The organism is Sinomonas sp. R1AF57, assembly GCF_002224485.1.
In the GTDB taxonomy this organism is placed as follows: domain Bacteria; phylum Actinomycetota; class Actinomycetes; order Actinomycetales; family Micrococcaceae; genus Sinomonas; species Sinomonas flava.
The window spans coordinates 3,626,808-3,653,442 of record NZ_CP022463.1; the positions used below are offsets into that span (position 1 = coordinate 3,626,808).

The 26,635-nt window shown below is 70.6% G+C and carries 28 protein-coding genes; 12 read left to right on the forward strand and 16 right to left on the reverse strand.

Annotated features, from left to right (window positions below; all coding sequences use genetic code 11):
• Positions 1-723 precede the first annotated feature (723 nt).
• From CGQ25_RS16775 to CGQ25_RS16785, 3 genes are all read left to right on the forward strand, one after another.
• Positions 724-1,056 (forward strand): metal-sensitive transcriptional regulator, encoded by a 333-nt coding sequence (locus CGQ25_RS16775; protein ID WP_208710957.1) that lies wholly within the window; start codon positions 724-726, stop codon positions 1,054-1,056.
• Between the two features lie 109 nt (positions 1,057-1,165).
• Positions 1,166-1,396, forward strand: a complete 231-nt coding sequence (locus tag CGQ25_RS16780; protein ID WP_208710958.1) for a heavy-metal-associated domain-containing protein — start codon at positions 1,166-1,168, stop codon at positions 1,394-1,396.
• Positions 1,397-1,399: 3 nt separating this feature from the next.
• The gene (locus tag CGQ25_RS16785; protein ID WP_208710959.1) at positions 1,400-3,805 is read left to right on the forward strand and encodes a cation-translocating P-type ATPase; all 2,406 of its coding nucleotides are present in this window, start codon (positions 1,400-1,402) and stop codon (positions 3,803-3,805) included.
• 222 nt (positions 3,806-4,027) lie between these two features.
• Here the strand turns inward: CGQ25_RS16785 and CGQ25_RS16790 are convergent, their stop codons facing one another.
• Together CGQ25_RS16790 and CGQ25_RS16795 are read right to left on the reverse strand one after the other, a co-directional pair.
• Complete coding sequence (locus tag CGQ25_RS16790; RefSeq protein WP_208710960.1) at positions 4,028-4,300, reverse strand: DUF2277 domain-containing protein; 273 nt, start codon at positions 4,298-4,300, stop codon at positions 4,028-4,030.
• A gap of 10 nt (positions 4,301-4,310) precedes the next feature.
• Positions 4,311-5,360, reverse strand: a complete 1,050-nt coding sequence (locus CGQ25_RS16795) for a DMT family transporter (RefSeq protein WP_255405397.1) — start codon at positions 5,358-5,360, stop codon at positions 4,311-4,313.
• Positions 5,361-5,455: 95 nt separating this feature from the next.
• On the opposite strand from CGQ25_RS16795, the gene CGQ25_RS16800 reads away from it, so the two are divergent.
• The gene (locus CGQ25_RS16800) at positions 5,456-6,001 is read left to right on the forward strand and encodes an ABATE domain-containing protein (RefSeq protein ID WP_208710961.1); all 546 of its coding nucleotides are present in this window, start codon (positions 5,456-5,458) and stop codon (positions 5,999-6,001) included.
• On the opposite strand, the gene CGQ25_RS16805 is transcribed toward CGQ25_RS16800, so the two are convergent.
• From CGQ25_RS16805 to CGQ25_RS16815, 3 genes are all read right to left on the reverse strand, one after another.
• Positions 5,998-6,342 carry a hypothetical protein gene (locus CGQ25_RS16805; protein ID WP_255405398.1) on the reverse strand — a complete coding sequence of 115 codons (345 nt, stop codon included), beginning with the start codon at positions 6,340-6,342 and terminating at the stop codon, positions 5,998-6,000. The genes CGQ25_RS16800 and CGQ25_RS16805 overlap by 4 nt on opposite strands.
• Positions 6,343-6,407: 65 nt before the next feature.
• The gene (locus tag CGQ25_RS16810; RefSeq protein WP_208710962.1) at positions 6,408-7,037 is read right to left on the reverse strand and encodes a hypothetical protein; all 630 of its coding nucleotides are present in this window, start codon (positions 7,035-7,037) and stop codon (positions 6,408-6,410) included.
• A 31-nt stretch (positions 7,038-7,068) separates the two neighbouring features.
• Positions 7,069-8,418: an MATE family efflux transporter gene (locus tag CGQ25_RS16815; protein ID WP_208710963.1), complete on the reverse strand. Its 1,350-nt coding sequence runs from the start codon at positions 8,416-8,418 to the stop codon at positions 7,069-7,071.
• An 89-nt stretch (positions 8,419-8,507) separates the two neighbouring features.
• Here CGQ25_RS16815 and CGQ25_RS16820 point away from each other — a divergent pair, with 89 nt between their 5' ends.
• On the forward strand, positions 8,508-9,110 hold the full coding sequence (locus CGQ25_RS16820; RefSeq protein ID WP_208710964.1) for a TetR/AcrR family transcriptional regulator: 603 nt from the start codon (positions 8,508-8,510) through the stop codon (positions 9,108-9,110).
• A complete protein-coding gene (locus CGQ25_RS16825) occupies positions 9,107-10,402 on the forward strand; it encodes a glycosyltransferase (protein WP_222703674.1) in 1,296 nt (431 codons plus the stop codon). Before CGQ25_RS16820 ends, CGQ25_RS16825 begins: the two co-directional genes overlap by 4 nt.
• Positions 10,403-10,444: 42 nt before the next feature.
• Here the strand turns inward: CGQ25_RS16825 and CGQ25_RS16830 are convergent, their stop codons facing one another.
• The gene (locus tag CGQ25_RS16830) at positions 10,445-11,881 is read right to left on the reverse strand and encodes an amino acid permease (protein ID WP_208710966.1); all 1,437 of its coding nucleotides are present in this window, start codon (positions 11,879-11,881) and stop codon (positions 10,445-10,447) included.
• Positions 11,882-12,124: 243 nt separating this feature from the next.
• On the opposite strand from CGQ25_RS16830, the gene CGQ25_RS16835 reads away from it, so the two are divergent.
• From CGQ25_RS16835 to CGQ25_RS16845, 3 genes are read left to right on the forward strand one after another with little or no spacing between them, the layout of a single operon-like run.
• Positions 12,125-12,655: a dihydrofolate reductase family protein gene (locus CGQ25_RS16835; protein WP_208710967.1), complete on the forward strand. Its 531-nt coding sequence runs from the start codon at positions 12,125-12,127 to the stop codon at positions 12,653-12,655.
• Positions 12,655-13,248, forward strand: coding sequence for a GNAT family N-acetyltransferase (locus tag CGQ25_RS16840; RefSeq protein ID WP_208710968.1), 594 nt, complete (start codon positions 12,655-12,657; stop codon positions 13,246-13,248). The genes CGQ25_RS16835 and CGQ25_RS16840 overlap by 1 nt, the downstream gene beginning before the upstream one ends.
• Before the next feature lie 58 nt (positions 13,249-13,306).
• Positions 13,307-13,666, forward strand: a complete 360-nt coding sequence (locus CGQ25_RS16845; protein WP_208710969.1) for a VOC family protein — start codon at positions 13,307-13,309, stop codon at positions 13,664-13,666.
• A 36-nt stretch (positions 13,667-13,702) separates the two neighbouring features.
• Here CGQ25_RS16845 and CGQ25_RS16850 read toward each other — a convergent pair whose 3' ends face one another.
• The 3 genes from CGQ25_RS16850 to dnaB all read right to left on the reverse strand — a co-directional run bounded on the left by CGQ25_RS16850 (position 13,703) and on the right by dnaB (position 18,285).
• Positions 13,703-15,505 (reverse strand): NAD(P)/FAD-dependent oxidoreductase, encoded by a 1,803-nt coding sequence (locus CGQ25_RS16850; RefSeq protein WP_208710970.1) that lies wholly within the window; start codon positions 15,503-15,505, stop codon positions 13,703-13,705.
• Between the two features lie 140 nt (positions 15,506-15,645).
• Positions 15,646-16,812, reverse strand: coding sequence for a helix-turn-helix domain-containing protein (locus CGQ25_RS16855; RefSeq protein ID WP_208713148.1), 1,167 nt, complete (start codon positions 16,810-16,812; stop codon positions 15,646-15,648).
• 84 nt (positions 16,813-16,896) lie between these two features.
• Positions 16,897-18,285, reverse strand: a complete 1,389-nt coding sequence (gene dnaB, locus CGQ25_RS16860; protein ID WP_208710971.1) for a replicative DNA helicase — start codon at positions 18,283-18,285, stop codon at positions 16,897-16,899.
• 472 nt (positions 18,286-18,757) lie between these two features.
• On the opposite strand from dnaB, the gene CGQ25_RS16865 reads away from it, so the two are divergent.
• Positions 18,758-19,513, forward strand: a complete 756-nt coding sequence (locus tag CGQ25_RS16865) for a hypothetical protein (protein WP_208710972.1) — start codon at positions 18,758-18,760, stop codon at positions 19,511-19,513.
• 52 nt (positions 19,514-19,565) lie between these two features.
• On the opposite strand, the gene CGQ25_RS16870 is transcribed toward CGQ25_RS16865, so the two are convergent.
• The 6 genes from CGQ25_RS16870 to rpsF form a co-directional block, all read right to left on the reverse strand.
• The gene (locus CGQ25_RS16870; RefSeq protein WP_208710973.1) at positions 19,566-20,756 is read right to left on the reverse strand and encodes a dipeptidase; all 1,191 of its coding nucleotides are present in this window, start codon (positions 20,754-20,756) and stop codon (positions 19,566-19,568) included.
• Between the two features lie 77 nt (positions 20,757-20,833).
• Positions 20,834-21,499: an FMN reductase gene (locus tag CGQ25_RS16875; protein WP_208710974.1), complete on the reverse strand. Its 666-nt coding sequence runs from the start codon at positions 21,497-21,499 to the stop codon at positions 20,834-20,836.
• A gap of 204 nt (positions 21,500-21,703) precedes the next feature.
• On the reverse strand, positions 21,704-22,156 hold the full coding sequence (gene rplI, locus CGQ25_RS16880) for a 50S ribosomal protein L9 (protein ID WP_208710975.1): 453 nt from the start codon (positions 22,154-22,156) through the stop codon (positions 21,704-21,706).
• 18 nt (positions 22,157-22,174) lie between these two features.
• Complete coding sequence (gene rpsR / locus CGQ25_RS16885) at positions 22,175-22,414, reverse strand: 30S ribosomal protein S18 (RefSeq protein ID WP_026820365.1); 240 nt, start codon at positions 22,412-22,414, stop codon at positions 22,175-22,177.
• A gap of 75 nt (positions 22,415-22,489) precedes the next feature.
• On the reverse strand, positions 22,490-23,110 hold the full coding sequence (locus tag CGQ25_RS16890; RefSeq protein ID WP_208710976.1) for a single-stranded DNA-binding protein: 621 nt from the start codon (positions 23,108-23,110) through the stop codon (positions 22,490-22,492).
• A gap of 70 nt (positions 23,111-23,180) precedes the next feature.
• Positions 23,181-23,486: a 30S ribosomal protein S6 gene (gene rpsF / locus CGQ25_RS16895; protein ID WP_208710977.1), complete on the reverse strand. Its 306-nt coding sequence runs from the start codon at positions 23,484-23,486 to the stop codon at positions 23,181-23,183.
• 333 nt (positions 23,487-23,819) lie between these two features.
• Here rpsF and CGQ25_RS16900 point away from each other — a divergent pair, with 333 nt between their 5' ends.
• Both CGQ25_RS16900 and CGQ25_RS16905 read left to right on the forward strand, forming a co-directional pair.
• Positions 23,820-24,548 (forward strand): hypothetical protein, encoded by a 729-nt coding sequence (locus CGQ25_RS16900; protein ID WP_208710978.1) that lies wholly within the window; start codon positions 23,820-23,822, stop codon positions 24,546-24,548.
• Between the two features lie 62 nt (positions 24,549-24,610).
• Positions 24,611-25,285 carry a DUF1345 domain-containing protein gene (locus CGQ25_RS16905; RefSeq protein WP_255405399.1) on the forward strand — a complete coding sequence of 225 codons (675 nt, stop codon included), beginning with the start codon at positions 24,611-24,613 and terminating at the stop codon, positions 25,283-25,285.
• 15 nt (positions 25,286-25,300) lie between these two features.
• Here the strand turns inward: CGQ25_RS16905 and CGQ25_RS16910 are convergent, their stop codons facing one another.
• Positions 25,301-26,599, reverse strand: coding sequence for a M18 family aminopeptidase (locus tag CGQ25_RS16910; protein ID WP_208710979.1), 1,299 nt, complete (start codon positions 26,597-26,599; stop codon positions 25,301-25,303).
• Positions 26,600-26,635 lie beyond the last annotated feature (36 nt).

Genomic DNA, 26,635 nt, shown 5'->3' on the forward strand with positions numbered 1-26,635 from the left:
GGGGTCCTATCCGGTATTAGACCCAGTTTCCCAGGCTTATCCCAGAGTCAAGGGCAGGTTGCTCACGTGTTACTCACCCGTTCGCCACTAATCCACCCCCGAAAGGGCTTCATCGTCCGACTTGCATGTGTTAAGCACGCCGCCAGCGTTCATCCTGAGCCAGGATCAAACTCTCCGTCAAAAACAGAAGAACCAGCCGGAAGGGCGGGAAAACACCCACACCGGCCAGCACAATCCAAAACTGGCATAAAAACCCGGCCACGCACACGGGGGTGCACGCAACCAGGCAATCAACACCATCAAAAAAATGGCATCAACGAACTTGGCACACTATTGAGTTCTCAAACAACAGGCCCCGCAAGTGCATCGACCGGATTTCTTCCGGTTTATCTCCTCGCGGCAACGAGATTCAATCCTACCTTCTTCGCACCCGCTCTGCAAATTCCGTTTTTCTTGGAAACTGCTTCACGACTGCGAGCGATCAGGGTTCCGGAGGCGCACTCAATCAGCGGCCATCCGGGCCATTCTCGAAGGGGATTTGCCGCTCTGGACTGCCTCGATGTTCTCTCGGCCGCCCCGGCGACTCAGAAAACATTACCGGCCACGACCGTCCTCCTCCAAATCCGCCGCCTGTGCCCTTCGTTACACACCGGCCTCCAGCCTCGACCGGATACCCCCGTGGGGTACTTGACCTATACCCCTCCCGGGTATAGGTTGGCCGGCATGGAGCACGTCGTGGACACCGAGACGCATGGAGGACCGCCGTACGGGTACTCCTCCAACAAAGAGGCCTACCTGCGGCGCCTCAAGAGGATTGAGGGCCAAGTGCGCGGAATTGCCCGGATGGTCGAGGAGGACAAGTACTGCATCGACATCCTGACCCAGATGTCGGCGGTCACGAAGGCCCTGCACGCGGTGAGCCTCGGCCTCGTCGAAGAGCACATCGGCCACTGCGTGGTGGGCGCTGCCAATGAACCGGACCCGGCCAAGCGTGCCGGCGAGATCGACTCCAAGGTGAAGGAGGCCTCCGATGCCATCGGACGACTGCTGCGGTAGCTCCGGCTGCTGCACCGGCTCAGACACGTTCATCCCCCTGTCCCGCTTCGCGGCGGGAACAGGCCAGACACCCCTTCAGCCAGACCTTTCCCAGCCAAGGAGCCTCGCGATGACCCACTTCACCACCACCGTGCACGTCGACGGCATGACCTGCGGCCACTGCGTCAGCTCGGTCACCGAGGAGCTCGAGGCGATCGACGGCGTCGAGAGCGTCTCCGTCGACCTCAAGGCGGGTGGCGTGTCCGAGGTGACGATCGACTCGACCCGCAAGATCAAGCACGAGGCCATCAGCGAGGCCGTCGCCGAGGCGGGCTACCTGGTCGTGGCCAACGACGCATAGCCGATGGGTACCTTCCTGGAATCCACACCAGAGGCCCCGCGGATCGTCGAGCTCGACATCGAGGGCATGACCTGCGCGTCATGCGTCAACCGGGTCGAGCGGAAGCTGGGCAAGATCGAGGGCGTCCACGCCTCGGTGAACCTGCCCCTCGAGTCCGCCCGGGTCGAAGTGCCCGCCGGCGTGACCGATGAGCAGCTGCTCGCCACCGTCGAGTCCGCCGGGTACACGGCCCGGCTCAAGGACGGCGGCAGCTCGGGTGCCGGGGCCACGGACGCCGGCCACACGCCGTCGTCCGTCCCGGTGCCCGCGCCCGAGGCGAGGGGCCTGGCACTGCCAGCCGACCCTGCGGGCGAGCCGACCGCGGAGGCCGCCCCCGCCTCCCCTGCCCGGAGCCGCGCCGACGTCCTGCTCCCCCGACTCGCGGTCGCGGCCGCCCTGACGATCCCGGTGTTCGTCATCTCGATGGTGCCGGGCGCGCAGTTCGCCCACTGGGGCTGGTGGGCGGCGGCGCTCGCGCTGCCCGTCGTCACGTGGTCGGCGTGGCCGTTCCACCGCGCCGCGGCCATCAACGCCCGCCATCTCGGCTCGACCATGGACACGCTCGTGTCCCTCGGCGTCGCCGCGGCCTACCTCTACTCCCTCGCCCAGCTCGTCGCCGAACCCCGGATGACCGAGCACCCCGGGATGGAGATGTCAGGGAGCGGCGGAGGGCTCTACTTCGAGACCGCAGTGGTCGTCACGACCTTCCTGCTGCTGGGCCGGTGGCTCGAGGCCCGCGCCAAGTCGCGCGCGGGGGACGCGCTGCGCGCCCTCCTGGACCGCGGGGCGAAGCGCGCCACGGTGCTGCGCGGCGGCGTCGAGACGGTGGTGGCGGCCGAGAGCCTCGTGCCCGGCGACCTCTTCGTGGTGCGGCCGGGCGAGACGATCGCGACCGACGGCACCGTCCGCGAGGGCTCCTCTGCGGTGGACACGTCCCTGATCACGGGCGAGTCCGTGCCGGTCGAGGTGAGGGCCGGCGATCCGGTCACGGGTGCGACCGTCAACACCTCCGGCCGCCTCGTGGTCGAGGCAACACGGGTCGGCTCCGAGACCACCCTTGCCGCGATGGCACGCCTCGTGTCCGAGGCCCAGACGGGCAAGGCTCCGATCGCGCGGCTTGCGGACCGTATCAGCGGCGTCTTCGTGCCGGTGGTCCTCGTCGTCGCAGCCCTGACGTTCGCGGCATGGCTCGCGTTCGGCGGATCGCTGGGCGACGCGTTCACTGCCTCGGTCGCGGTGCTCGTCATCGCCTGCCCCTGCGCTCTGGGACTCGCCACGCCGGTCGGCCTGCTCGCGGGCAGCGGGCGCGGCTCCCAGCTGGGGATCCTGATCCGCGGCGCGCACGTCCTCGAGGACACCCGCGCCGTCGACACCATCGTCCTGGACAAGACCGGCACAGTCACGACCGGCCGCCTCGCCCTCGATGCCGTTGACGCCTTCGGCTCCTGGGACGAGGCCGGGGTGCTGCGGCTGGCGGGCGCCGTCGAGGCCGGCAGCGAGCATCCGCTCGCACGCGCCGTCGTGGACGCGGCCCGAGCCCACGTGCCTGCCGCTCGGGGAACCTCCCACACAGGCGGTGCGCACGACGGCGTCGCGCACGACGCCGCGGGCCTGCCCGGCGTCGTCGGGTTCCGGTCGTCGGCGGGCGGCGGGGTCGAGGGGACGGTGGACGGGCACGAGGTGCTCGTGGGCCGCACCGACTGGATCGCGGAGCGCGCCGAAGCGCCGGGGGCCAGCCAACTGGCCCGGTTCGCCGAGCGCGAGGCGGCGGGCGCGACGGCGGTATGGGTCGTCGTCGACCGCGTGCCGGCGGCCATCCTGAGCCTCCGCGACACGGTGAAGCCCGGCTCCGCGGAGGGCATCGCACGGCTCAGGGCGCTCGGGCTGAGGCCCGTCCTGCTCACGGGCGACAATGCCGCGGTCGCCGCGAGCGTGGCCGCCGAGGTGGGGATTGCCCCCGAGGACGTCCACGCCGGGGTCCGGCCGGAGGGGAAGGTCGAGGCGGTCAAGCGGCTCCAGGCCGGGGGCGCCCGGGTCGCGATGGCCGGCGACGGCGTGAACGACGCGCCCGCATTGGCGCAGGCGGACCTCGGGATCGCGATGGGCTCCGGCACCGACGTGGCCAGGGAGGCCGCCGACTTGACGGTCATGGGCGACGACCTGGGACAGGTGGCCACGGCGATCGAGCTGTCGCGTGCCACGCTCGCGATCATCAAGGCGAACCTGTTCTGGGCGTTCTTCTACAACGCCGTTGGAATCCCCGTCGCAGCCCTCGGGCTGCTCAACCCGATGATCGCGGGTGCGGCGATGGCTGCGAGCTCGGTGCTCGTCGTAGCGAACTCGCTGCGGCTCACGCATTTCGGCCGGTAGGGCCTTCCCCTCTCGGGTACACATAAGGCGCCCCACTCCCCCTCTCGGGTACACATAAGGCGCCCCACCCACCCTCTCGGGTACAGGCGCCGCAGCATGCTCGTACCCGAGACCGTCCTGAGGGTGATTCCGCGTACCCGAAAGGGGTGGGGAGGTGATTTCGCGTACCCGAGACGGGGGGCTGGGCGGGGCGGGGTGATGGTGGGGGCGGGCCGGGCGGGGTCAGGCCGTGCCGAAGCGGACGGCGGCCCGCGCCTTCGCCTTCGCCGCCTCGTCCTCCCGGTTCCGGGGAGGGGCACTCGTCACGAGGTCATCCAGGAGGTGCGCCGTGATGTGGGCGATCTCCTCGACGGCCCTGTTGAAGGCCTCCTCGTTCGCCTTGGACGGATGGGTGCTCCCGCTCACCTTGCGCACGTACTGCAGGGCTGCGGCGTGAACTTCCTCGTTCGTCGCGTGGGGCTCGAAGTTGTGCAGGACTCTGATGTTGCGGCACATGCCGTCAATGCTAGGCGGGTCGCTCCACGATGGGCAGGGCCCCGGTCGTGAGCTCGGAGCCGAGTCCTCGCACCTCCAGATCAGCCGCCGGCAGGGCCTCCGGCGCCGTGTCGGGAACGGCCTGCTCCGCGGGGGCGCGGAGCTCGTCCATGCGGACCATGATGACGCCGGCCACGATGAGCCCGCCCCCGAGGAACTGCACCGGCCCGGGGACGTCGCCGATCATGAGCCACGACGCGACGACCGAGAACAGGACCTCGGTGAGGGAGACGAAGCTCGCCACCTTCGAGCCGAGCCTCTGCCCGGCGACGATGCCGAAGACGTACGCGGCGACGGCAGCGATGAGGGTGATGCCGAGGACCGGGACCAGCCAGCTGACCTCTTCCCCCATGAGCTCGACGCTGCCGAACGTCGCCGCGACCGGCAGCAGCCCCACCACGGTGAGGACTCCGATCGTCGCAGCGCCGAACACCATGCCGCCGGCCACGGTCACGAAGGGCGGGAGGACGCCGTCGGACTTGGCCGTCAGCACGAAGTACACGGCGAGGCAGACAGCGGCGGCGGCCCCCCAGAGGACGCCGATCGGGTCCACGGTCGCGCCCGTCAGGAGGTCGAGGACGAGCACGAGGCCGAGCATCGCCACGGCCGTTCCGGCGACCGTGAGCGCGCCGGGGCGGCGACGCGTGCGCAGCCAGAGCCATCCGACGATCATGATGGGCGCGAGGTACTCGAGCATCAGCGCCACCGGCGGGCTCATGCGGGCCACCGCGTTGAAGTAGAAGAACTGGCACAGGGCGATCGCCACCGCGCCGTAGGCGGCCATGAGCCCGACGGCGCCGCGGAGCCGGCCCCACTGCCCGCGCATCATCCACAGTGCCGGGACCACCATGACGAGGGCCGCGAGGGTGATGCGCGCTCCCACCACGGCGCCGGGAGTCCAGCCGGACTCGAGGAGGGACTTCCCGAGCGGGCCGGAGATCCCGAATGTCGCTGCGGACAGCAGGGCGAAGACGAGTCCGGACGCGGAGCGGTTCGCGGCGGATCCATTCACGGCACGCACAGAGCACCTCCCAGGGCAGAAGTCACACGTGATGTCAGGGGTCAAACATGGGTATGGTAATGACAGTAGACACCCGGGCACCGTCAGGAGTCAACATGATCTTCGCCCATGACACGGAGGTGGCGCTCAAGAGCGCCGTCAACCTCGTCAACACCCTCGACGCCGACCGCGGCGAGCTGCTCGCCACCGGCTCCGACCTGGACCGCTTCCTGGACGAGGAGGGGTTCAGCGGCTCCCGCACGCACGACGACGCGGAGCTCGCCGCCGTCCGCCTCCTGCGGTCGCGCCTGCGGCGGCTGTGGGACGTCCCGGAGGACGAGGCGGTCGAGATCGTGAACGCCCTCCTGCGCGAGGCCCGGGCGCTCCCGCAGCTCGTCAGGCATGACCACTGGGACTGGCACCTGCACGCCACCACGCCGGAGGCACCGCTCGCCGACCGCATGGGGACCGAGGCCGCGATGGCGTTCGTGGACGTGATCCGCTCGAAGGAGCTCGACCGGCTGCGCGTCTGCGCCGCCGAGGACTGCGAGGCCGTGCTGATCGACCTCTCGAAGAACCGGTCGAAGCGCTACTGCGACACCGGGAACTGCGCCAACCGTGCGCATGTGCGCGCCTATCGGGAGCGCAGGGCGGCCAGTTAGCGCGAGGAGGGCCCGCCGTCGTGCGTGTCCGTGCCCTCGGCACCGCCGTCCCCGCCCTCGGATCGAGGCTGGGTGCGGTCGGAGGAGCGAAGGTTGATGCCGGAGCCCTTGCCGAGGTGGTCGGCGTTCTCCTTGTAGCTCATCGAGAGCATGGCGGCGGCCACGAGGCAGACGATGAAGGCGATGCCGGCGCCGCTGAACGCCAGGTCGAAGCGGAGGCCCTTGTTCGTCCCCCCGGACGCGAAGAACAGCACCGCGAAGAACGTGATGACGGCGAAGAACGCGGAGAACAGGAGGGGTCCCTTGATCCCGACGCGCGGTCCGCGTGGCGATTCGGACATGGGCCCTCCTGAACTGGCCGGGGTGGGATTCGTGGTGTTCTACGAGAAGTAGAACCTTAGTGATTCTAGGCCACGACGCCGCGTGGCGAGGAATCATGCCGCAGGCTCAGGCCCGCGATGGCCAGGAGCACGCCGGTGATGATCGCTCCGCCGCCTGAGACGCCGAGGAGCGCGTGGGCTCCGAGACCGGCGAAGAACGGCAGGATCGCTCCTGCACCGAGATGCACGACGCCGGTGATCACCTCGTCGCGGGCGAGCGGGCTCCGGCCTCGGCCGGCGATGCCGCGGAAGAGGTCCGACGCGCCGGTGAGCACGAGGGCCGCGGCGCCGCCGACTGCAAGGACGATCGGCTCCGGGGCGGCGCCGAGCGCGATCGCGACCGCTGCCGCGAGCCCGTAGGCCGCCGAAGCGACGGTCCTCTGGGTGCCGCTGGGCCGCGCCTCGGGTTCAGCGGACCGGCCCTCCTCCCTGAGCTGCCACGCCTGCGCGACGGCGAGCCCCACGAAGTATGCGCCCAGCGCCCAGGCGGCTCCCGCCGTGGTGGGCTGGCCCCAGAACACCGTCACCGCGCCGAAGGCGAGGGCGACCGCGGCGCGCAGGGCGATGGGCCGCCACAGGGCCGGGCCGGGCGCTCCGGCCGACGTGGACGGGTCGGAGGGCACGCCGGGGGCGGGGGTCGAGGGGGTGTCGGGCACGGACCAAGTCTAGCGAGCCCTGTTCCGCAGGTCAGTGCGCCCCGAGGACCATCCAGGCGTTCGAGCGGGCGCGGAGGCCGAGGGTCACGGCCCGGACCAGCATGTACCCGCCGGCGAAGGCCGCCCAGAGCCACATGAGCCCGACCGGGCCTGCGACGCCGGCGGCGCCGACCCAGACCACGAGCGGCGCGTACACGACGAGGTTGAGCACGCCGGCAAGGGCGAGGTAGCGGGCGTCGCCGGCGCCGATGAGCACGCCGTCCAGCACGAAGACGTACCCCGAGACGGGCTGGCTCGCGGCCAGCACGAGCAGCGCCGGCCACAGGGCCTCGTGGACCTCGGGATCGGGCGTGAAGATCCAGCCAATCCAGGGAGCCGCCGCGGCGAGGATCGCGCCGGTGAGGAGGCCGAAGCCCAGCGACCAGCGCACCATGACGCGGGTCAGCTCGCGCGCCCGCGCGGCATTCGAGGCGCCGAGCTCCTTGCCGATGAGGGCCTGTGCGGCGATCGCGAGGGCATCCAGCGCGAAGGCGAGGAAGCTGAAGAGGGTCATGGCGAGCTGGTGGGCGGCGAGGTTGGCCGGGCCCTGCTGCGCCGCGACGACGACGGCCGCGAAGATCGCGGCCCGGAGCGTGAGGGTCCGGAGCATGAGCCACGACCCAACATGCGCGGCTGCGAGCAGCCCGCGGCGGCTCGGGAGCATGCCGACCCCCTCGTACCGCATCCTGTGCAGGACGATGCCCATGTAGACCGCGGCCATTCCGAGCTGCGCCAGGCTCGTGCCGATCGCCGAGCCCGCGATCCCCCAGCCGAGCCCGTACACGAAGGCCAGATTGAGCAGGATGTTCCCCGTGAAACCGGCGGTCGCGACGACAAGGGGCGTGCGGGTGTCCTGCAGTCCGCGCAGGGCGCCGGTCCCGGCGAAGACGAGGAGCATGCCCACGAGCCCGGGCATCGACCACACCAGGTACTCGATCGCGTAGGCCTGGACCTGTGCAGACCCGCCGAGGACGCCAATCACCGCGGGTGCCGCAACCCAGCCGAGCACCGCGAGGGCCACCCCCAGGAGCAGGGCGAGCCACGCGCCGTCGCGCGCCGCCGCCATCGCGTGGCCCGTCTTCCCGGCGCCGAGGAACCGTGCGACCGCCGGCCCGGTCCCGTAGGCGAGGAAGACCATGAGCCCGACGGCGGTCTGCAGCACCGTGGTCGCGAGGCCGAGGCCCGCGAGCTGCTCCACGCCGAGGTGGCCCACGATCGCGGAGTCCGCGAGGAGGAACAGGGGCTCGGCGATGAGCGCGAAGAACGCTGGGACGGCGAGGCGCAGGATCTCGCGGGGGGTGGAGCCCGGCTGGAGGCGGGACGAGGCGGTGGACGGGGTCACGGGACCAACCCTATGAGAGGGCGCCGACAGAAAGCCGAGAAGGGGCGGGCCTCTGTTCAGCCCGCGATATTCGAGTTAGTCTTATTGACATGAAATCCGCGGCCTCGTCCCGGACGTACGTCATGACCAAGCGGGCCGAGTCCGCAGCGGCCACGGCCGAGCGCATCCTCGATGCGGCGGCAGGGGAGTTCGAGGACGGCGCCGCGATCGCCGCCATCACGCTCGACGCCGTCGCCGCCCGCGCCGGGGTGAGCGTCCAGACCGTCCTGCGGAGGTTCGGCGACAAGGACACGCTCTTCGCCGCCACCGCCGAGCGGCAGGCCGCCCGCGTCGCGGCCGAACGGGACATCGCAGTGGCGGGCAACCTGGAGGACGCCGTCGCCAACCTCGCAGAGCACTACGAGCGCGACGGGGGCCTCTCACTGCGCCTCCTTGCCGAGGAGGCCTCATCGCCGTTCATGGCAGCCGTCACCGGCGCCGGACGCGCCTACCACCGTTCCTGGTGCGAGCGGGTCTTCGCGCCCTGCCTCGAGGGGCTGGACGACGCCGCGCGCGGGCGCCGCCTCGCCCAGTTCGTCGCCGTGTGCGACGTCTACGTCTGGAAGCTCCTCCGGCTCGATGCCGGACTGAGCCCGACGGAATACAGAGAGGCGCTCCTCGAGCTCCTCGAGCCGCTCACTCGGAGGCCATGATGCCCACCGTCCTCGCCTACACCTCCCCCTCCATCGGCGACCTCTATCCCCTGGTCCCGCTGCTCCTCGAGCTGAAGCGGCGCGGCCACCGCGTCGAGGTGCGCACCCGGGCCGACCAAGTGGACCTCCTGCTCGGTCTGGGACTCGCGACGGCGCCCACAGACGGCAGGACCGCTGCCATCGAGCACCACGACTTCGGCGCACGCAATACCCTCGAGGCCCTTTCGGCCTCCGCGGAGGTCTTCGTCCGCCGAGCACCACTCGACGGCGCCGACCTGGCCGCGGCGATCGGCGACACCAACCCGGACGCGGTCATCGTCGATCTCAACCCCTGGGGCGCACGCGCCGCGGCCCAGGCGTGGGGCGGTCCGTGGGTGACGTTTTGCCCCTACATTCCCCCGCTCAGCTCACGCGGAACGCCCCCGTTCGGCCCGGGCCTCGCGCCCCTCGCGGGGCCTCTGGGGCGGCTCCGCGACGCTCTGCTGCGGCCTCTTGTCATGGGCCAGCTCGAGAAGCGCTTCCGCCCCGGCATCAATCGAGTGCTGGCTGCGAACGGGCTCCCAGGTGTCGCGACTGTAGACGAGTTCTTCCAGTCCGCACCCCTGACCCTCGTGGCAACCGCGGAACCGTTCGACTACCCGCACCCGGACTGGGGGCCGCAGATCCGCCTCATCGGCGCCCTCCCCTGGGAGCCGCCGGGCCCGGCGCCGCGCTGGGTGGAGGACGCGGGCGACCCGTTCGTGCTCGTCACGACATCCTCCGAGTACCAGGCCGACGAGTCGCTGGCCAGGGCGGCCGTCGAGGGCCTCGGCGGGGAGCCGTACCGCGTCGTGGTGACGATGCCCGCCGGCGTCGCGGACCTCGGGCCGCTGCCGCCCAACGTCCGGGTGGAGCGGTTCGTCCCCCACGGTCCGATCCTGGAGCGTGCTGCCGTCGCCGTGACCCACGGCGGCATGGGCGCGACCCAGAAGGCCCTCGCGGCGGGGGTGCCGTGCGTCGTGGTCCCGTTCGGCCGGGACCAGCTCGAGGTCGCGGCGCGCGTGGTCCATGCGGGTGCCGGAGTCCGGATCGCCAAGGGGAAGCTGAGCCCGGAACGGCTGCGCGAGGCCGTCCACCGGGCGGTCGGAATGGCCGACGGCGCGCGGCGTGTGGCGGCGGGCTATCAGGCCGCCGGCGGGGCCGTCGCCGGGGCGGACGCGGTCGAGGCCTTGGTGGGCACGACCGCTCCCGGTGGTCAGAAACTGCACAGCTCAGGGCCGGAAGCGGCCTCGGAAGGCTCGCACCGGCCCTGAGCTGTGCAGGTTCACGCGCTCGTCGGAACGCCGAGCGCCGGGTCAGGCGCCGTGGCCGTGGGCCTCGGCGTCGACCTCGAGGACCTCTGCGGTGTCCTCGGACGGCGTGTGCTCGTGCGGGCCGACGGGGCCGCGCTGGCGCCGGTAGCGCACCGCCCCGATAGCGACCACGACCGCGGCGAGGCCGATCGAGAGCCACAGGGAGTCGCGTGTGCTGTCGAAGAAGGCCATGCCGACGATCAGCGCGGCGATGGCGATGATCGAGAACCAGGTCAGGAACGGGAAGAGCCACATGCGGATCTCGAGCTTGGTGCCGGCAGCGTCCGCGCGGCGGCGCAGGATGAGCTGGGAGATCGAGATGACGAGCCAGACGAACAGCGCGATCGCACCGGAGGTGTTCACGAGGAAGAGGAACACGGTGTCCGGCCAGAGGTAGTTCAGGCCCACCGTGATGAACCCGACCACGGTGGAGACCAGGACCGAGCGGACCGGGACCCCGCGGCTCGAGATGCGGGCCCACGAGGTGGGGGCGTCGCCGCGGGTGGAGAGGGAGAAGATCATGCGGCTGGCCGTGTACAGGCCCGAGTTGAGGCACGAGAGCACCGAGGTCAGGACGACGATGTCCATGATGGTGCCGGCACCGGGGATCCCGAAGCGCTCGATCACGGCGACATAGGGGCTCTTCGCGACGGAGGCATCGTCCCAGGGCAGGAGCGTGACGACGATGGCCATCGAGCCGATGTAGAAGACGAGGATGCGCCACACGGTCGAGTTCACGGCCTTGCGGACGGCGGTGACCGGGTCCTTCGACTCGCCGGCGGCGATGGTGGCGATCTCCGCGCCGAAGAAGGAGAACACGACGACGAGGATGCCGGCGAGCACGGCGTCGGCGCCGTTGGGCATGAAGCCGCCGTGGCCGAGGAGGTTCGAGGTGCCCGGGGCGGGGACGCCCGGGATCAGGCCGAGGATCGCGGCGACGCCGGCGACGAGGAACAGGACGATCGCGGTGACCTTGACCGAGGCGAACCAGAATTCGAACTCGCCGTAGGACTTGACGCTCCACACGTTGGTGAGCGTGAGGGCGATCATGAGCGCGAGGGCCCAGATCCACTGGTCGACGCCGGGGATCCAGCGGTGCATGATCGCGGCGCCCGCGGTCGCCTCGATGCCGAGGACGATGATCCAGAACCAGGCGTAGAGCCAGCCGATGCTGAACCCGGCCCAGCGCCCGAGCGCCTTGTCCGCGTAGGACGAGAACGAGCCGGTCTCAGGGTTCGCCGCCGCCATTTCGCCGAGCATGCGCATGACGAGGATGACGACGACGCCCGCAGCCGCGTAGGCGAGCAGGATGCCCGGCCCGGCCTGCTGGATGGCTGCGCCGGAGCCGACGAACAGGCCGGCGCCGATGACGCCGGCGATGGCGATCATCGACAGGTGCCGCGGCTTGAGGGTCTTGTGGAGTTCGGGTTGGGAAGCCATGGGGGCCAACTTCCGTGAGGGGGTGCAATGCCGGAATTAATGGTGAACCCATGCCGGGCGAGCATGCCGTGGACATTGCACAAACTTTTTGCGTTGGCGTGATGCAGACGACCAAAATGGTTTACTCGCAGACAACTGCTGTTACCCAGGAAATGCCTTGCAACCTGCGTGAAACGTAGCCTCGGCCACCCTCCCGCGTTGCACGGCTCACATCGCGAGGGCCGGACGCGCCATACTGGCGGCGTGGCCACCCAGTTCTTCACCGCGTCGAGCATCGACGGCTTCATCGCCGACCCCGAACAGTCCCTCTCCTGGCTCCTGAGCCGGGACGTCGACTCCGCAGGGCCGATGGGCTACGACGCGTTCATCGCCGGCGTGGGCGCCCTCGCGATGGGAGCCACCACGTACCGGTGGCTCCTGGACCACCCTGAGGCGGTCGGCGAGGGCTGGCCCTACGAACAGCCGACGTGGGTCTTCACGCACGGCGGCCTTGAGCCCATGGACGGGGACATCCGCTTCACCTCGGCTCCCGTGGCCGAGGTCCATGCGGAGATGACGGCCGCCGCCGATGGGCTCAATGTGTGGGTCGTGGGCGGGGGCGACCTCGCTGGCCAGTTTGCAGACGCTGGCCTCCTGGATGAGGTGTGGGTCCAGTACGCGCCGGTCGCGCTTGGGGCAGGCTTCCCGCTCCTCCCGCGGCGCCTCGAGCTCCGGCTCGAGGACGTGGCGCGCAACCGGGACTTCGCCTGCGCCCGGTACTCGGTGGTGCGCTGATGGCACCCGCCGGGACCATTGAGGTCCGGCCGGCGACGGCGGAGCGGTTCGACGACGTCGCGACGATCCTCGGCCCGAAGAACCCCGACGCGACGGTCTGCTGGTGTCTGAGCCACCGCCTCGACTCGAAGACGAACCGGTCGCTCGTGGGACGCGAGCGGCGCGAGTACGTCCGGGGGCTCTGCTCCCGTCAGGTCCCGCCGGGCGTCCTGGCGTACCTCGACGGCGAGGTGTGCGGGTGGGCCGCGGTCGCGCCGCGGGCGGCGGCCCACCCCTTCGCCCGCTCGACCAGGATCCCCCATGTCGACGACGCACCCGTGTGGAGCGTGTGGTGCTTCCGGGTCCGGCCCGGGTACCGCAGGCGGGGAGTCGCGCAGGCGCTCCTGGCCGGCGCGGTCCGGTTCGCACGGGACCACGGCGCGCCTGCCATCGAGGGCTACCCCGTGGACAACCACGGGAAGAAGGTCGACCTCACAATGGCGTATGTCGGCACGCGCTCCATGTTCGAGCAGGCGGGGTTCACCCCGGCGGCGGAGACGACGTCCGTGTCCGGGGGCTTCCCGCGGGTGCTCATGCGCCTCGATCTCGCCTGACACTCCCCATCGGCGCTGCGGACAGCCCCTGTCCGCGGCTCTCGCTACCGTGGGCTCCATGGCTATCGCACGTACACCCTCCCTCGTCATCGACTGCCGTGACCCCGCCGCCCTCGCCCGGTTCTACGGAACGCTCCTGGACTGGCGCGTCGAAGAGGAGGCCTCCGACTGGGTCGAGCTCCACGGCGAGGACGGCCGGCGCATCGACTTCCAGGGCGTGGCGGACTACCGTGCGCCGGAGTGGCCGGGGCAGGAGCACCCCCAGCAGATGCACCTCGACGTGGTCGTCGACGACCTGGACGCCGCCGAGGAGGCCGTGATCGGCCTCGGCGCGACCAAGCACGAGCACCAGCCGGGCACAACCTTCCGGGTCTTCCTCGACCCGGCCAGTCACCCCTTCTGCCTCTGCCAGCAGTGAGACGTCCTGCCGGCGGTGACGATGCCTCCTGACGTCTCAGTGGGTGTGATGGGTCTCGGCCAGCGCGTAGACCGGGGTCTCCAGCCCCTCGAACCTGGCCTTGAGCTGGAGGGCCAGGTACTTCGAGTAGTGCCGCGACTGGTGCAGGTTGCCGCCGTGGAACCAGAGGTTCTCCTGCTGGGTGGGCTTCCACATGTTGCGCAGCTCGCCCTGCCAAGGCCCCGGGTCCTTGGTGGTGTCGGAGCCCAGGCCCCAGCACTTGCCGACCTTGTCCGCGACCTCCTGGGAGATCAGCTTCGCCGCCCAGCCGTTCATCGAGCCGTACCCCGTGGCGTAGACGACCGCGTCCGCCTCGAGGCGGGTGCCGTCGTCGAGCACCACCGCGTCCTGCTCGAGGTGTGAGACCTGGCCGTTCGCGAGCCGGATCGCACCCTTGGCGATGAGCTCGGACGCGCCGATGTCGATGTAGTAGCCCGAGCCGCGACGGAGGTACTTGAGGAAGAGGCCCGAGCCGTCGTCGCCGAAGTCGAGCTGGAAGCCGGCCTGCTCGAGCCCAGCGTAGAACTCCTTGTCCCGCTCGCGGATCTCGTCGAATGCGGGCCGCTGGAAGTCCGGGAGGACCTTGTACGGAATGGAGGCGAAGATGAGGTCGGCCGTCTCGTGGTCGATCCCGTTCGCCAGGGCCTCCTCCGAGTACAGCGGGCCCAAGACCACCTCCATGAGCGAGTCCGAGCGGACGATGTGCGTGCTCGACCGCTGGAGCATGGTCGGCTCGGCACCGTTCTGCCACAGGTCGGCGCAGATGTCGTGGGCCGAGTTGTTCGATCCCACGACGACGACCTTCTTGCCGGCGTACTTCGCGCCGCCCGGATGCTGGGAGGAGTGGTGCTGGTCGCCGCGGAAAACCTCCTGGCCAGGCAGCCTGGGGACGCTCGGGATGCCGGACATGCCGGTGGCCATGACGAGGTGGGTCGGGGTCAGGGTGAGCTCACGGCCGTCGCGGACCACCCTGACGGTCCAGCGCTGCGCGTCCTCGTCGAAGGACGCGCTCGTGGCCTCGGTGCTGGGCCAGTAGTCGAGCTCCATGATCTGGGTGTAGTGCTCGAGCCAGTCGCCCATCTTGTCCTTCGGCGTGAAGACCGGCCAGTGGTCCGGGAAGGGGAGGTACGGCATGTGGTCGTACCAGACCGGATCGTGGAGGCACAGCGAGTGGTAGCGCGAGCGCCACTGGTCGCCGGGCCGCGGGTGCTTGTCGATCACGAGGGCGGGAACCCCGAGCCGCTTGAGCCGCGCCGCCAGGCCGATGCCGCCCTGCCCGCCGCCCACGACCAGCACGTAGGGCTGCTCGTCGATGCCGAAGGATTCGGCCCGCGCGTTGCGCCGGTCGAGCCAGTTCTCGGTGGAGACGTTGACGCCGTGCTCCGCCCCCCGCTCTCGTCGTCGGCCTGCAGGCTCGGGGAAGTCGTTGAGGCCCTGCGCGCTGGACAGCAGCGTCCACGCCCTGCCGTCGCGCAGCCGCACGAGTCCCTTGCCGTGGAACGCCCTGTTGCGGAAGGTGTACCAGGCTTCGGTCACGCCGTCGGCATCGGCTGCGCCCGTGACCTCGAGGTCGCGCGGCCACGCCTCCGGCCCCACGGCGGTGAGCATCGCCGCGATCTCGTCACGCCCCTCCGCCGTGTGGATGTTCCACGTGAGGCTCGCGAGGTCCCGCCAGTAGCTCTCGTCGCCGAACAGCACGGCGGCAGCCGTGACGTCGCCCGCCGCGAACGCCGCCTCGAGGTCCGCGAACCACGCCCTCGCCCCCTCCAGCGCCGCATCTGATGTGCTTGCATCACTCATTGCACTTCTCCCTTGAACGCCTGAGCTGATGCGTATGACGGTATGGCGCGCGTCACACTCACGGGAGCGTTGCAGAACGTTGCAAACCCGCGGTCCACGCTCGCCCCCCTCGCTGAGGGGTCATGTCCCTGCGGTGACGGTCAGGCGCGCACGACGGCGGCCGGTACCGTCAGGCGGTAGGGCCGGCTCTCGATGAGCCCGCCGAGGCGCTTGCGCAGGCGGGAAAGCTCGGCGCGGACCGTGACCGCAGTCTGGGCTCCGTCGAGGCACGCGAGCAGCTCGCGGGTCCCAACGCCCCGTGGGTGGGCGGCAAGCAAGCCGAGGAGTTCGAAGTGCCGTGCACTCAGGGGAATCTCCGTGGTGTGGCCGCCTGCGCGGAGCACGGCCATGGGCCGCGGACCGGGCCGGAGCTCGAGCTCGGCGGCGCCGCTGGCCGCGCGGAGGACCCAGCCGCCTTCGAGCGGCTCGGCGCGTACCTGGCCCAGGCCCGGCAGCCACGCGGTGCCGGGCGCAAGGCCCGCTGGAAGGCGCACCCGTTCGCCCACGCCGAAGCCGTCCGCCGAGGCAACCCAGCCGGCGTCGTCCACGACGAGGGCCGGGCCCGAACCGGCGGGCCAGCACCGGGCGGCCTCGAGTGCGAGGCGGCGGAGCGCGCCGTCGTGCTTCCGGCCCAGGAGGTCCGTCGCTTCCCGGGCCGCGATTGTGACGAGCGAGAGGGTGTGCGGGTGGGCGGTCCGATAGGAGCCGCTGAGCGTCACGACGCCGAGCAGCGAACCGGTGCGCGGGTCGAGGAGCGGCGCACTCGTGCAGACCCACGGATGCTGGTCCTCGTCGCCGTGCTCCGGCCCGAAGATCTGGACCGGCCGGCGCTCCTCCATGGCCGTCCCCAGGGCGTTGACGCCGACGTCCCGCTCGCGCCACCGCGCGCCTTGGACGTAGCCGAGCTCCTCGCTCTTGCGCCGGACGGGACCGGGGCCGGTCACCCAGAGCACGTAGCCCTCGTCATCGCTCACGACGAGCTCGTTGCCCGCCTCGGCCGCGAGCGGCAGGAGCCTCTCCTGGAGCAGGGGCACGACGGCGGCAAGGTCCTCCGCGCGCTCGCGACGCTCGGCGACCTGCTGGTCCCCGAGGGGACGATGCTGAGGCGGAAGGCTCCCCTGCCGCTGCCATGCCCGGGCGATCACGGGACGCAGCACGCCCGGAACCTCATGGGTGGACTGCCAGGCGCGGTGGAGGCGCAGCAGCTCGCGGGCCTTGGCGGCCGGGTCGTCGAAGACCGTGAGGGCAGCCTCGAGGCGCGGCTGCATCACGCGCACCTCCTCGGCCGGGATCCCTGCCCCAGACGGGGCGGTCCCACCAGAGTGGCACGGATCACGGCCGTTTGGACAGGGCTAGAACCCGCCCCCCTCGCCGCCCGAGTCGGCGGCCATGTTGGCGAAGCGCGAGTAGTGGCCCTGGAACGCCACGACGATGTCCTTGGTCGGACCATTGCGGTGCTTGGCCACGAGGATGTCCGCCTCCCCGGCGCGGGGCGACTCCTTGTTGTAGACGTCCTCGCGGTGGAGAAGGATGACCATATCGGCATCCTGCTCGATACTGCCCGACTCGCGGAGGTCGGACACCATGGGCCGCTTGTCCTGACGCTGCTCGGACCCGCGGTTGAGCTGCGACAGGGCGATCACGGGGACCTGCAGCTCCTTGGCGAGGAGCTTGAGCGCACGGGAGAACTCGGAGACCTCCTGCTGGCGGCTCTCGACCTTCTTCCCGGAGCTCATGAGCTGGAGGTAGTCGAGGACCACGAGCTTGAGGTCGTGCTGCTGCTTGAGGCGGCGGCACTTCGCCCGGATCTCCATGAGCGACATGTTCGGCGAGTCGTCGATGAACAGGGGCGACTCGTTCAGCGGGCCGAGCACCGAGGCGATCTTCGACCACTGCTCGTCCCGCAGCGTGCCGCGCCGCAGGTCCTGGAGCTGGATCGATGCCTCGGCGCTCATGAGTCGCATGGCGATCTCGTTCCGGCCCATCTCGAGGGAGAAGAAGACGGTGGCCATCCTGTGCTTGATGGCGGCAGAGCGCGCGAAGTCGAGCGCGAAGGTCGACTTGCCGACGGCCGGGCGCGCCGCGATGACGATCATCTGGCCCGGGTGGAGGCCGTGGGTGAGCTCGTCGAGCTCGTAGAAGCCCGTCGGGACCCCGGTAATGCCGCCGCCGCGGTGGCCCGCCGCCTCGATTTCGTCCATGGCCCCCTCCATGACCTGGGAGAGCGGGACGTAGTCCTCTGCCGTGCGGCGCTCGGCCACGGCGTACACCTCCGCCTGGGCCTGGTTCACGAGGTCCTCGACCTCACCGTCCTGCCCGTAGCCGAGCTGCACGATCTTGGTGCCTGCGCCCACGAGGCGGCGCAGGACTGCGCGCTCGGCCACGATCTCGGCGTAGTACCCCGCATTCGCGGCCGTGGGGACGGACTGGATGAGCTCGTGCAGGTAGGCGGGACCGCCTACGCGGTTGATCTCCCCGCGCTTGGTGAGCTCATCGGAGACCGTGACGGCGTCCGCGGGCTCGCCGCGGCCATAGAGGTCGATGATCGCCTCGTAGATCGCCTCATGGGCGGGCCGGTAGAAGTCGACCCCCCGGATCACCTCGACGACGTCGGCGATGGCGTCCTTGGAGAGCATCATGCCGCCGAGCACGGACTGCTCGGCGACAATGTCCTGCGGTGGGGTGCGGGCCGCGTCGGAGTCCCTGAAGGACGGCGCTGAATCGACGTGGGAAGCGGACACCGGCAACACCTCGGGCACTAGCTATCGTCCCGGAGACGGCGCCTGCGCGACGCCTCTCCGGAGGAATGAGGAAACGCTAACGGGACCCTCCGACACTCGTGAAGCCCGCTGTCCACCCCCCTTGTGGACAACCTGTGGAACTCGCCGCTGTCGTTGTTCACAGAAGCTGTGGACAACTGTGGATATCTTCGCCGGATCTCAGATAACCCTGCTCTGACCTGCGGAAACGGGATGCACAGCATGTGGACCAAAGATTTTTTTCCACAGGGGCAATCCACAGCCTGCGAATTCGTCCCGGCGCCGACTGATGTGCTTTCGCTCATGTTGGGCGATAAATGTGACATGAGCCACATATATTCCTCCCGGGGCCCTTTATGCCATGTCCGCGGCGGAATATCGCCCGTTCCGCCTCGTCGGCCCCATCGTCAGCGACTACGCTGGAAGCACCCCTTCCGCCACCCGAGAAGCCCTGATGGAAAACCTGTTGCCCCCGCTCCTCATCCTTGTTGCCGTCGCGGCCGTCGTCGTCATCCTGATCCGTCTCGGCTCGCGCAGAAGCCGGGCATCCCTCGACACCGCCATGGCCGGGGGCCCCGAGGCTGCGGCCGCCGCATCGGCCCGGCTCACCGAAGACCAGCACCAGGCGATCTACTCCCTCATCGCGAGAGGGCTCGCCGTCCAGGCCATCGCCGTCTACCGGCAGGCCACGGCCACCAGTCTGGTCGAGGCGCGCAACGCCGTCCTCCTCCTGGAGCGCTACCCGCAGCCCTTCCGCGGCAGGGCGGCCGGGGAACCAACGCAGAACGCCGAGCAGGCCGCGGAGGGCCCCGCTGCCACGGCGGAGCCCCCATCGACGCCCGAGGCGCCGGCAGTGCCCGCACCCCACCGCGAGCCCGCGGCACCCGCGGCGCCCGAGCCGCCCGACGACGTCGTGCCTTCCGCGGAGGCGACCGGCCGCGATCCCGAGGCCGAAGCCGAGGCCAGGCCTGCCTCAGCCCGGGCCGCCGCCGACGAGCCGAGGCCGCAGCGCTTCCCGTACCGCTACCGGGCGATCGTGAGCGACGGGCGCCAGACCCTCGAGGTCGCGAGCAACATGCTCAACGACGAGATCTACGGGGAGATCAAGGCCCTCGCGCAGATCGGCGACGCCGAGGACGCGGCCCAGATGCTGCGCCGGCACTCCGACATCAGCATCGATGAGGCCCGCGCGTTCGTCGCGCTGCTCTGACCTCAGGCCGAAGCGCCCTGCCCGCTTCCGGGCGGTCGAGCCCGGGACCGCCCTAGACCTCGGTCTCCTCGAGCACGCGGAGGGCGTTGCCCCAGCACAGGGCATCCACGTCCTCCCGCGACCAGCCGCGCTCCCCGAGCGCGTCCAGAAGCGGCAGGTAGCCGGCCACGCCGTCCATGCCCACCGGGAGGTCGACCGTGCCGTCGAAGTCGCCCCCGAGCCCGATGTGCCGCGGACCGACGAGCTCGCGCGCGTGCTCGAGGTGGCGCACGACGTCGTCGACCGTCGCCTCGGGCGTGGGGTTGCGCTCGAGCCACTGCGAGAACGCGGCCGCGGCCTCCGGGTCCTCGGCAGGCGCGACGTCGTGGAAGCCCACCGGGAGGCCGAGTTCGAGCCGCTTGTCCCGCAGTGCGAGCGCGTGGGCGCGGCAGGCCTCGGAGACGAACTTGGGCACGAACGTGACCATGAGGACGCCGCCGTTGGAGGGCAGCCGCTCGAGCACGGCGTCTGGTGCGTTGCGGGGGTGGCCGCAGACCGCCCGGCAGGAGGAGTGGGAGAAGAGGACCGGCCTGCTGGTGGCGTCGAGGGCGTCCTCCATGGTGCGGGGAGACACGTGGGACAGGTCCACGATCATCCCCAGCCGGTTCATCTCGGAGACGACCTCGCGGCCGAACGGGCTGAGCCCCGTGTCCTCGCCGCGGCCCATCGCCTCCCCGGTCGCGGAGCAGGCCCAGGGGGTGTCGTCGTTGTGCGTCAGCGTCATGTAGCGGACGCCGAGACGGGCGAGCATGCGCAGGACAGCGAGTGACCCCGCGATGCTGTGCCCTCCCTCGGCGCCCATGAGCGAGGCGATCCGTCCGCGCTCGGCGGCGGCGCGGACGTCCGCGGCGGTCGTGGCGAGCTCGAACGTGTCGGAGTGCGCCTCGACGATGCGGCGGACGCAGTCGATCTGCTCGAGGGTCGCCACGACGGACGCTTCCGGGCTGAGCGTCGACGGGACGAAGACGGACCAGAACTGCGCGCCCACCCCGGCCGCGCGCAGCCGCGGGATATCCGTGTGCAGGAGCGGCTGGCCGTCGGCGAGGCCAGCGGCCTGCACGTCGTAGCCGAAGTCCTGGCGCAGCGCCCACGGAAGGTCGTTGTGCCCGTCGAAGACCGGTGCGTGGGGCTCGGGTGCGTGGGGCTCGGGTGCGTGGGGCTCGGGGGCGTGGTGGCGCTGGGCGGGACCGGGGGCAGGCTGCATCACGTCATCGTACGTCTGGGGGTCACCTTCTGGGGGTCACCCGATGGGACCCCAGAGGGTGACCCCAGACGGGGTTTCTAGACCGCGCCGGTGAGGTCCGCGAGAAGCTCCTCGAAGGACTTGTCTTCGGGCCGCGTCGCGACCTTGGGGAGGCGTGCGGCGGCTGCCGGCGCGGCGTCCGCGCGGTCGGCGAGCTCCCGGACGAGCTCGACGGCGGCGCGCTCCACACGGGCCGACAGGCCCCCGTTGAGGGAGCGCTCCCCCTCGCCCTGGCCCCAGTCGGTGGGCGCCGCGAACACGCCCGTAGCCACGATGCGGGCGCGGAGGTAGCTGAAGAGCGGGCGCATGGCGAAGTCGATCACGAGGCTGTGGCGGGCGGAGCCGCCGGTGGCACCGAGCAGGACCGGGGTTCCCTCGAGCGCGCGCGGGTCCACGACGTCGAAGAATGACTTGAAGAGACCGCTGTAGCTCGAGCTGAAGACGGGCGTCACGGCGATGACGGCGTCAGCGCGCTCGACGGCGGCGATCGCCTCGGCGAGGTTGGGCGCGGCGTAGCCGGTCACGAAGTTGTTCGCGATGTCGACGGCGAGGTCGCGCAGCTCGAAGGTCGTGACGACGGGCGAGAGGCCGGCCTGGCGCGCAGCGTTCTCCGTGGCCGCGCTCAGCTGGTCGGCGAGCAGCCGGCTGGAGGACGGGACGCCGAGTCCCGCGGAGATGACGACGATGTTCGTGGTGACTGCCATGGTGCCTCGTTTCGCTCGGCGGACCCGGACGCCGGATCCATGCGTTTGCATCTACCTGCTCAACCGCGGGAGGGCGGACGCTATTCCCGGACCTGTCCCGCTGACCGGGTCAGCCGGGCCGGGACGCGCAAGGGCCCCCGTCGCACATGGCGGCGGGGGCCCTTGAAGTCCAACGTCCCGCAGTGCGGGAGCGTCGCGCGAGGACTACTTCCCGGCGACAACCTCGAGGTTGACGACAGCGGAGACCTCGTCGTGCAGGCGCACGGTGACCTCGTACTTGCCGGTGGTCTTGATGTGACCCGGCAGGAGCACGCGGCGCTTGTCGATGGCACCGAGGCCAGCAGCCTCGACGGCGCCGGCGACAGCCTCAGGGCGGACGGTCCCGAACAGGCGACCCTCCTTGCCGGCCTTCACCTCAAGACGCACGGGCGTCTGGTTCAGGGCAGCGGCCTGGGCCTGAGCAGCCTCGAGCGACTTGTGCGCACGCGCCTCGCGGGCGGCGCGGATCTGCTCGACCTGCTTCTCGCCACCCTTGGTCCAGGTGAGCGCGAAGCCGCGCGGCAGCAGGTAGTTGCGCGCGTAGCCGTTCTTGACCTCGACGACGTCACCGGCGGTGCCGAGACCCGACACCTCGTGAGTCAGAATGAGCTTTGCCATGGTTTATTGCTTCCCTTCTCAGCCGCGGCCAGCGCCGGAGTAGGGGAGCAGGGCAACCTCGCGGGCGTTCTTGATCGCCTGGGCGATCTTGCGCTGCTCCTGCACGGACACCCCGGTCACGCGGCGCGCGCGGATCTTGCCGCGGTCCGAGATGAACTTGCGCAGCAGGGCGACATCCTTGTAGTCGATGACAGTGATGTCAGCGGCCTTCAAGGGGTTGGACTTTGGTTTCGGCTTGCGGATTTCAGCCTTGGCCATCGTGGAGCTCCTTCAGTCTCTGGAGCCCGTGGACTTCGCCACGGGATGGTTGGTGTTTGTTGATGGAAGGACGGATCAGAACGGGGGCTCGGAGTCGTTGCCGTTGCCCCAGCCGCCGCCGGAGTTGCTGACGCCCGGGGTTGCCCACGGGTCGTCCTGCTGCTGGCCGCCGCCGGAGCTCCCGCCCCAGCCGCCGGAGCCGCCGCCCTGGTTCTGCGAACCCTGGCCGCCGCCCCAGTTGCCGCCGGCGTTGCCGCCGCCGAACTGGCCACCGCCGCCACCGAAGTTCCCGCCCTGGCCTCCGCCGAAGTTGCCGCCCTGGCCGCCGGAGCGCTGGGTGCGGTTGACCTTCGCGGAGGCGTAGCGCAGGCTCGGGCCGATCTCGTCGACCTCGAGCTCGATGACGGTGCGCTTCTCGCCTTCCTTGGTTTCGTACGAGCGGCTCTTCAGCCGGCCGCTCACGATCACGCGCATGCCCTTGGTGAGGGACTCTGCGACGTTCTCAGCGGCTTCGCGCCAGATCGACGCGCGGAGGAACAGGGTCTCCCCGTCCTTCCACTCGTTGGCCTGGCGGTCGAACGTGCGCGGGGTGGAGGCCACGGTGAAGTTGGCGACGGCCGAGCCGGACGGTGTGAACCGCAGCTCCGGGTCGTTCGTCAGATTGCCGATCACCGTGATGGTGGTCTCGCCTGCCATGCTTCCTCCTGGTTCCGTGCCTGCGTACTAGAGATTCGTCGTACTGGTGGGTGAGGGAATCACGCCAAGACTACTTGGCGGAGACCTTCTGGTCCTCGGGGCGGATGATCTTCGTGCGGAGGATCGTCTCGTTGAGCGACAGCTGGCGGTCCAGCTCCTGGGCCGTGGCCGGCTCAGCGGTGAAGTTGACGACGGCGTAGATCGCCTCGTTCTTCTTCTTGATGTCGTAGGCGAGGCGACGGCGGCCCCAGATGTCCACCTTGTCGACGGTTCCACCGTCGGTGGTGATCACCGAGAGGAACTTCTCCAGCGACGGCTGGACAGTGCGCTCGTCGACCTCGGGGTCGATGAGGACCATCAGTTCGTAAGGACGCATGTGTGAACCCACCTCCTTTGGGCTAAGCGGTTGCGGTCTCTCCGCAACAGGAGGTTCATGTGCGTGTGCCCGTGCCCCCGGCCGCGGACGGCCTGACACACAGACTGCACTATCTTACCGGACGCCCCACAGTCTCACGGACGCGCATGTGGACAACCGTCCATCGAGGCGACGGTCGGGTACGCAGGTCCGGGTGCGGACGGCGGTGCCGACCACGCGAATCTGCTCCGATGCGCACTCTATTCTCCGTGAACCCCTGTACCGCACACCCCTGCTTCTGAGGACCTTGAACCAGAGGCCGGAGACCGACCGGCCGGCGGTCAGGGGGGACGAATGGCGGCACGCCCAGCCTTCAGGGTCCATCGGCTCGCGGCTGCGGCCGCCGCGGGGCTGCTGGCGGTCTCGGGACTCTCCTCGGCCGTCCCGGTCTCTCCGGCGCTGCCTGCCGGCATGGCATCAGGCGGTGTCAGGCTGGACCCGCAGGAAGACCGGCGCGGCACCGGCGTCGAGTCCGTCCTCACCGCGGCAGGGAGTCCGGACCTCCGAGCGGACCAGGAGGCCGCCGCGGCACAGCACCAGGCCGCGGCGCAGCACCGGGCGGAGGCACAGGCCGAAGCTCAACGCCAGGCCGAAGCCCAGCAACAGGCCAAAGCCCAAGCCGAAGCGCAGCTACAGGCAGAAGCCCAGCAGGCCCAGCCAGCGCAGCAGGCCCAGCCCGCGCCAGCGCCGCAGCCCGCCGCGGTCTTCATCCCCGTGGTCGCGGCCGGGGGCCAGGCCGCAGTGGACGCGTGCGCGGGCCCGGTCCGCTTCACCCCGGTCACGGTGTCGGTCAGCATCGCGGAGCACGACCTCTGCGGCGGGTGGGACCGGATGGGCTGGATCCAGCCCGATACCGTCGTCTCGGTGCAGGGCTACGGCACCTTCACCGCGGTCCAGCGAATGGTCGTCCCGCGGGGGGCAAAGGAAGGCGTCCTGGGCGGCTTCGCCGGCGGGTACCCGCCGATCTTCCTCCAGACATGCATCCCGGGGACCTCGGAGATGCTGCTCATCGCGCTCCGGTAGGAATGCGGAACACGGCAGGACCGTCCATGGACCGTCCAGCAAGAGGTGCGAAGATCGGGCGCATGAGCACTGACTCCGGCCCCGAGCTGTCCCACCGCGCCCGCGTCGCCCGGCAGCGAATGTGGTGGATGGCCGGCGTCGGACTCGTGGTCCTCGTCGCCACGGGCCTGCTGACGTCCTGGTGGTACGCCCCCGCGGCCGGCTGGGGCGCCGCGGCCATCCTGTACGACGTGTGGATCTGGGTGCGCATCGCGCCGATGGATCCGGAGCAGACGCGTCACCACGCGCGCCAGGAGGATCCCCGCCGCAGCACGCGGGACTTCCTGATCCTGAGCGCCAACGTGGCGGCGATCATCGCCGTCGTGATCGTCATCGTCGCCGGGAACCAGGCCGACGGCGCAGCCAAAGCCGCGTTCGCGCTCCTCGCCCTCGTGGTCGTCGCCGCGTCCTGGCTCATGGTCCACACGCTCTTCACCCTCAGGTACACCGAGCTGTACTACGGCGCTTCCCCGGCAGGCGGGATCGACTTCAACCAGGACGACCCGCCGCAGTACACGGACATCGCGTACATGGCGTTCAGCCTCGGCATGACCTACCAGGTCTCGGACACGGCCATCAAGAGCCACGAGATCCGCGTCGAGGCGCTCAAGCACAGCATCCTCGCCTTCGTCTTCGCGACCCTCATCCTCGCGGCGACGATCAACCTCGTGATCGGGCTCGCCGGCCAGGGCTCCTGAACACCGCCGCCGGCCTCAGCCGACGAAGAACCGCTCCGCCGTCTTGGACAGCCGCCACGGGTCCTGCACACCGGCCAGTTCGCGGGCCGAGTGCATCGACAGGAGCGGGATGCCGACGTCGACCGTGCGGATCCCGAGGCGCGTGGCCGTGATCGGGCCGATCGTCGAGCCGCACGGCACGTCGTTGTTCGAGACGAACTCCTGGTACGGCACTTCCGCCTCGCCGCACAGCCGCGCCCACAGCGCAGCCCCCGGCCCGTCGGTCGCATAGCGCTGGTTCGCGTTGATCTTCAGCAGCGGGCCGCCGTTGAGGAGAGGGTGGTTGGCCGGGTCGTGCCGCTCGGCATAGTTGGGGTGGACAGCGTGGCCGGCGTCCGCGGAGAGGTGCCAGGATGCGGCGAACGCGCGACGGCGCTCGGTCGCCGACGCGCCGAGGCCGTCGCCGATGCGCCCCAGGACGTCCTCGAGGAAGGGCCCTGCTGCACCGGAGCGGGACGCTGAGCCGACCTCCTCGTGGTCGAACGCGGCGAGGACGGCGATGGGTTTCGACTCCGCTGCGCTGCGCTCAACCACCGGGTTCGCGTGCTGGGCGAGGAGGGCCGCGAGGCCGGCGTGGACGGACGAGAGGTTGTCCAGGCGGCCGGACGCGAAGAAGCCGCCGTCGGCCCCGAACACGGCGGGCTCCTGCGTGTCCGCGAGGACGATGTCGTACCCGCCCACCTCGGCCGGGTCCACGCCCGCCTGCTCGGCCAGCAGCGCGAGCAGGTCCGTCGTCGTGGGGTCCCCCAGCCCCCAGACGGGGTTCATGTGCTGCTGCTTGCCGAGCTTCAGCCCGTCGTTGACGGCCCGGTCGAGGTGGATCGCGAGCTGGGGGAAGCGCGCGAGGGGACCTGTCGCGACGAGGTGCTGCGCGCCGTCGTGCGTCACGAGGCGGCCGGCGAGGCGCAGCTCGCGGTCCAGCCACGAGTTCAGGAGCGGGCCGCCGTACACCTCGACGCCGGCCTGCAGCCAGCCGAGCCGGCCGGTGGTGGGCCTGGGCTTGAGCTTGAAGGTGGGCGAGTCGGTGTGGGCGCCCAGAATGCGGAAGGGCGTGGTGGGCCGGGCGCCGTCGGGCACGGTCCACGCGATGAGGGCGCCGTCGCGGACCACGGCGTAGGCGCCGGGGGCGCTCGGCCATTCCTCGGTCTCGGACAGGAGCTCGAAACCCGCCTCCGCGAGCCGCCGCGCGCCCTCCGCGGCGGCGTGGAAGCTCGACGGCGAGGCCATCACGAAGCGTCCGAGATCCTGGGCGTGGCGGTGCGCGGCGGTAGGCATGGCTCGAGTCTAGCCAGCGGCCAGCGGCCGGCCTCC

What these genes read in the sequence shown, in the direction of transcription:
- rplI (WP_208710975.1), bottom strand. Translation starts at nt 22,156, where the DNA reads ATGGCAAAGCTCATTCTGACTCACGAGGTGTCGGGTCTCGGCACCGCC.
- CGQ25_RS16910 (WP_208710979.1), bottom strand. Translation starts at nt 26,599, where the DNA reads ATGCCTACCGCCGCGCACCGCCACGCCCAGGATCTCGGACGCTTCGTG.
- CGQ25_RS16780 (WP_208710958.1), top strand. Translation starts at nt 1,166, where the DNA reads ATGACCCACTTCACCACCACCGTGCACGTCGACGGCATGACCTGCGGC.
- CGQ25_RS16820 (WP_208710964.1), top strand. Translation starts at nt 8,508, where the DNA reads ATGAAATCCGCGGCCTCGTCCCGGACGTACGTCATGACCAAGCGGGCC.
- CGQ25_RS16865 (WP_208710972.1), top strand. Translation starts at nt 18,758, where the DNA reads ATGGAAAACCTGTTGCCCCCGCTCCTCATCCTTGTTGCCGTCGCGGCC.
- CGQ25_RS16905 (WP_255405399.1), top strand. Translation starts at nt 24,611, where the DNA reads ATGAGCACTGACTCCGGCCCCGAGCTGTCCCACCGCGCCCGCGTCGCC.
- CGQ25_RS16870 (WP_208710973.1), bottom strand. Translation starts at nt 20,756, where the DNA reads ATGCAGCCTGCCCCCGGTCCCGCCCAGCGCCACCACGCCCCCGAGCCC.
- CGQ25_RS16805 (WP_255405398.1), bottom strand. Translation starts at nt 6,342, where the DNA reads ATGTCCGAATCGCCACGCGGACCGCGCGTCGGGATCAAGGGACCCCTC.
- CGQ25_RS16840 (WP_208710968.1), top strand. Translation starts at nt 12,655, where the DNA reads ATGGCACCCGCCGGGACCATTGAGGTCCGGCCGGCGACGGCGGAGCGG.
- CGQ25_RS16890 (WP_208710976.1), bottom strand. Translation starts at nt 23,110, where the DNA reads ATGGCAGGCGAGACCACCATCACGGTGATCGGCAATCTGACGAACGAC.
- CGQ25_RS16800 (WP_208710961.1), top strand. Translation starts at nt 5,456, where the DNA reads ATGATCTTCGCCCATGACACGGAGGTGGCGCTCAAGAGCGCCGTCAAC.
- CGQ25_RS16845 (WP_208710969.1), top strand. Translation starts at nt 13,307, where the DNA reads ATGGCTATCGCACGTACACCCTCCCTCGTCATCGACTGCCGTGACCCC.
- CGQ25_RS16875 (WP_208710974.1), bottom strand. Translation starts at nt 21,499, where the DNA reads ATGGCAGTCACCACGAACATCGTCGTCATCTCCGCGGGACTCGGCGTC.
- CGQ25_RS16855 (WP_208713148.1), bottom strand. Translation starts at nt 16,812, where the DNA reads ATGCAGCCGCGCCTCGAGGCTGCCCTCACGGTCTTCGACGACCCGGCC.
- CGQ25_RS16790 (WP_208710960.1), bottom strand. Translation starts at nt 4,300, where the DNA reads ATGTGCCGCAACATCAGAGTCCTGCACAACTTCGAGCCCCACGCGACG.
- rpsR (WP_026820365.1), bottom strand. Translation starts at nt 22,414, where the DNA reads ATGGCCAAGGCTGAAATCCGCAAGCCGAAACCAAAGTCCAACCCCTTG.
- CGQ25_RS16830 (WP_208710966.1), bottom strand. Translation starts at nt 11,881, where the DNA reads ATGGCTTCCCAACCCGAACTCCACAAGACCCTCAAGCCGCGGCACCTG.
- rpsF (WP_208710977.1), bottom strand. Translation starts at nt 23,486, where the DNA reads ATGCGTCCTTACGAACTGATGGTCCTCATCGACCCCGAGGTCGACGAG.
- CGQ25_RS16900 (WP_208710978.1), top strand. Translation starts at nt 23,820, where the DNA reads ATGGCGGCACGCCCAGCCTTCAGGGTCCATCGGCTCGCGGCTGCGGCC.
- CGQ25_RS16775 (WP_208710957.1), top strand. Translation starts at nt 724, where the DNA reads ATGGAGCACGTCGTGGACACCGAGACGCATGGAGGACCGCCGTACGGG.
- CGQ25_RS16785 (WP_208710959.1), top strand. Translation starts at nt 1,400, where the DNA reads ATGGGTACCTTCCTGGAATCCACACCAGAGGCCCCGCGGATCGTCGAG.
- CGQ25_RS16850 (WP_208710970.1), bottom strand. Translation starts at nt 15,505, where the DNA reads ATGAGTGATGCAAGCACATCAGATGCGGCGCTGGAGGGGGCGAGGGCG.
- CGQ25_RS16825 (WP_222703674.1), top strand. Translation starts at nt 9,107, where the DNA reads ATGATGCCCACCGTCCTCGCCTACACCTCCCCCTCCATCGGCGACCTC.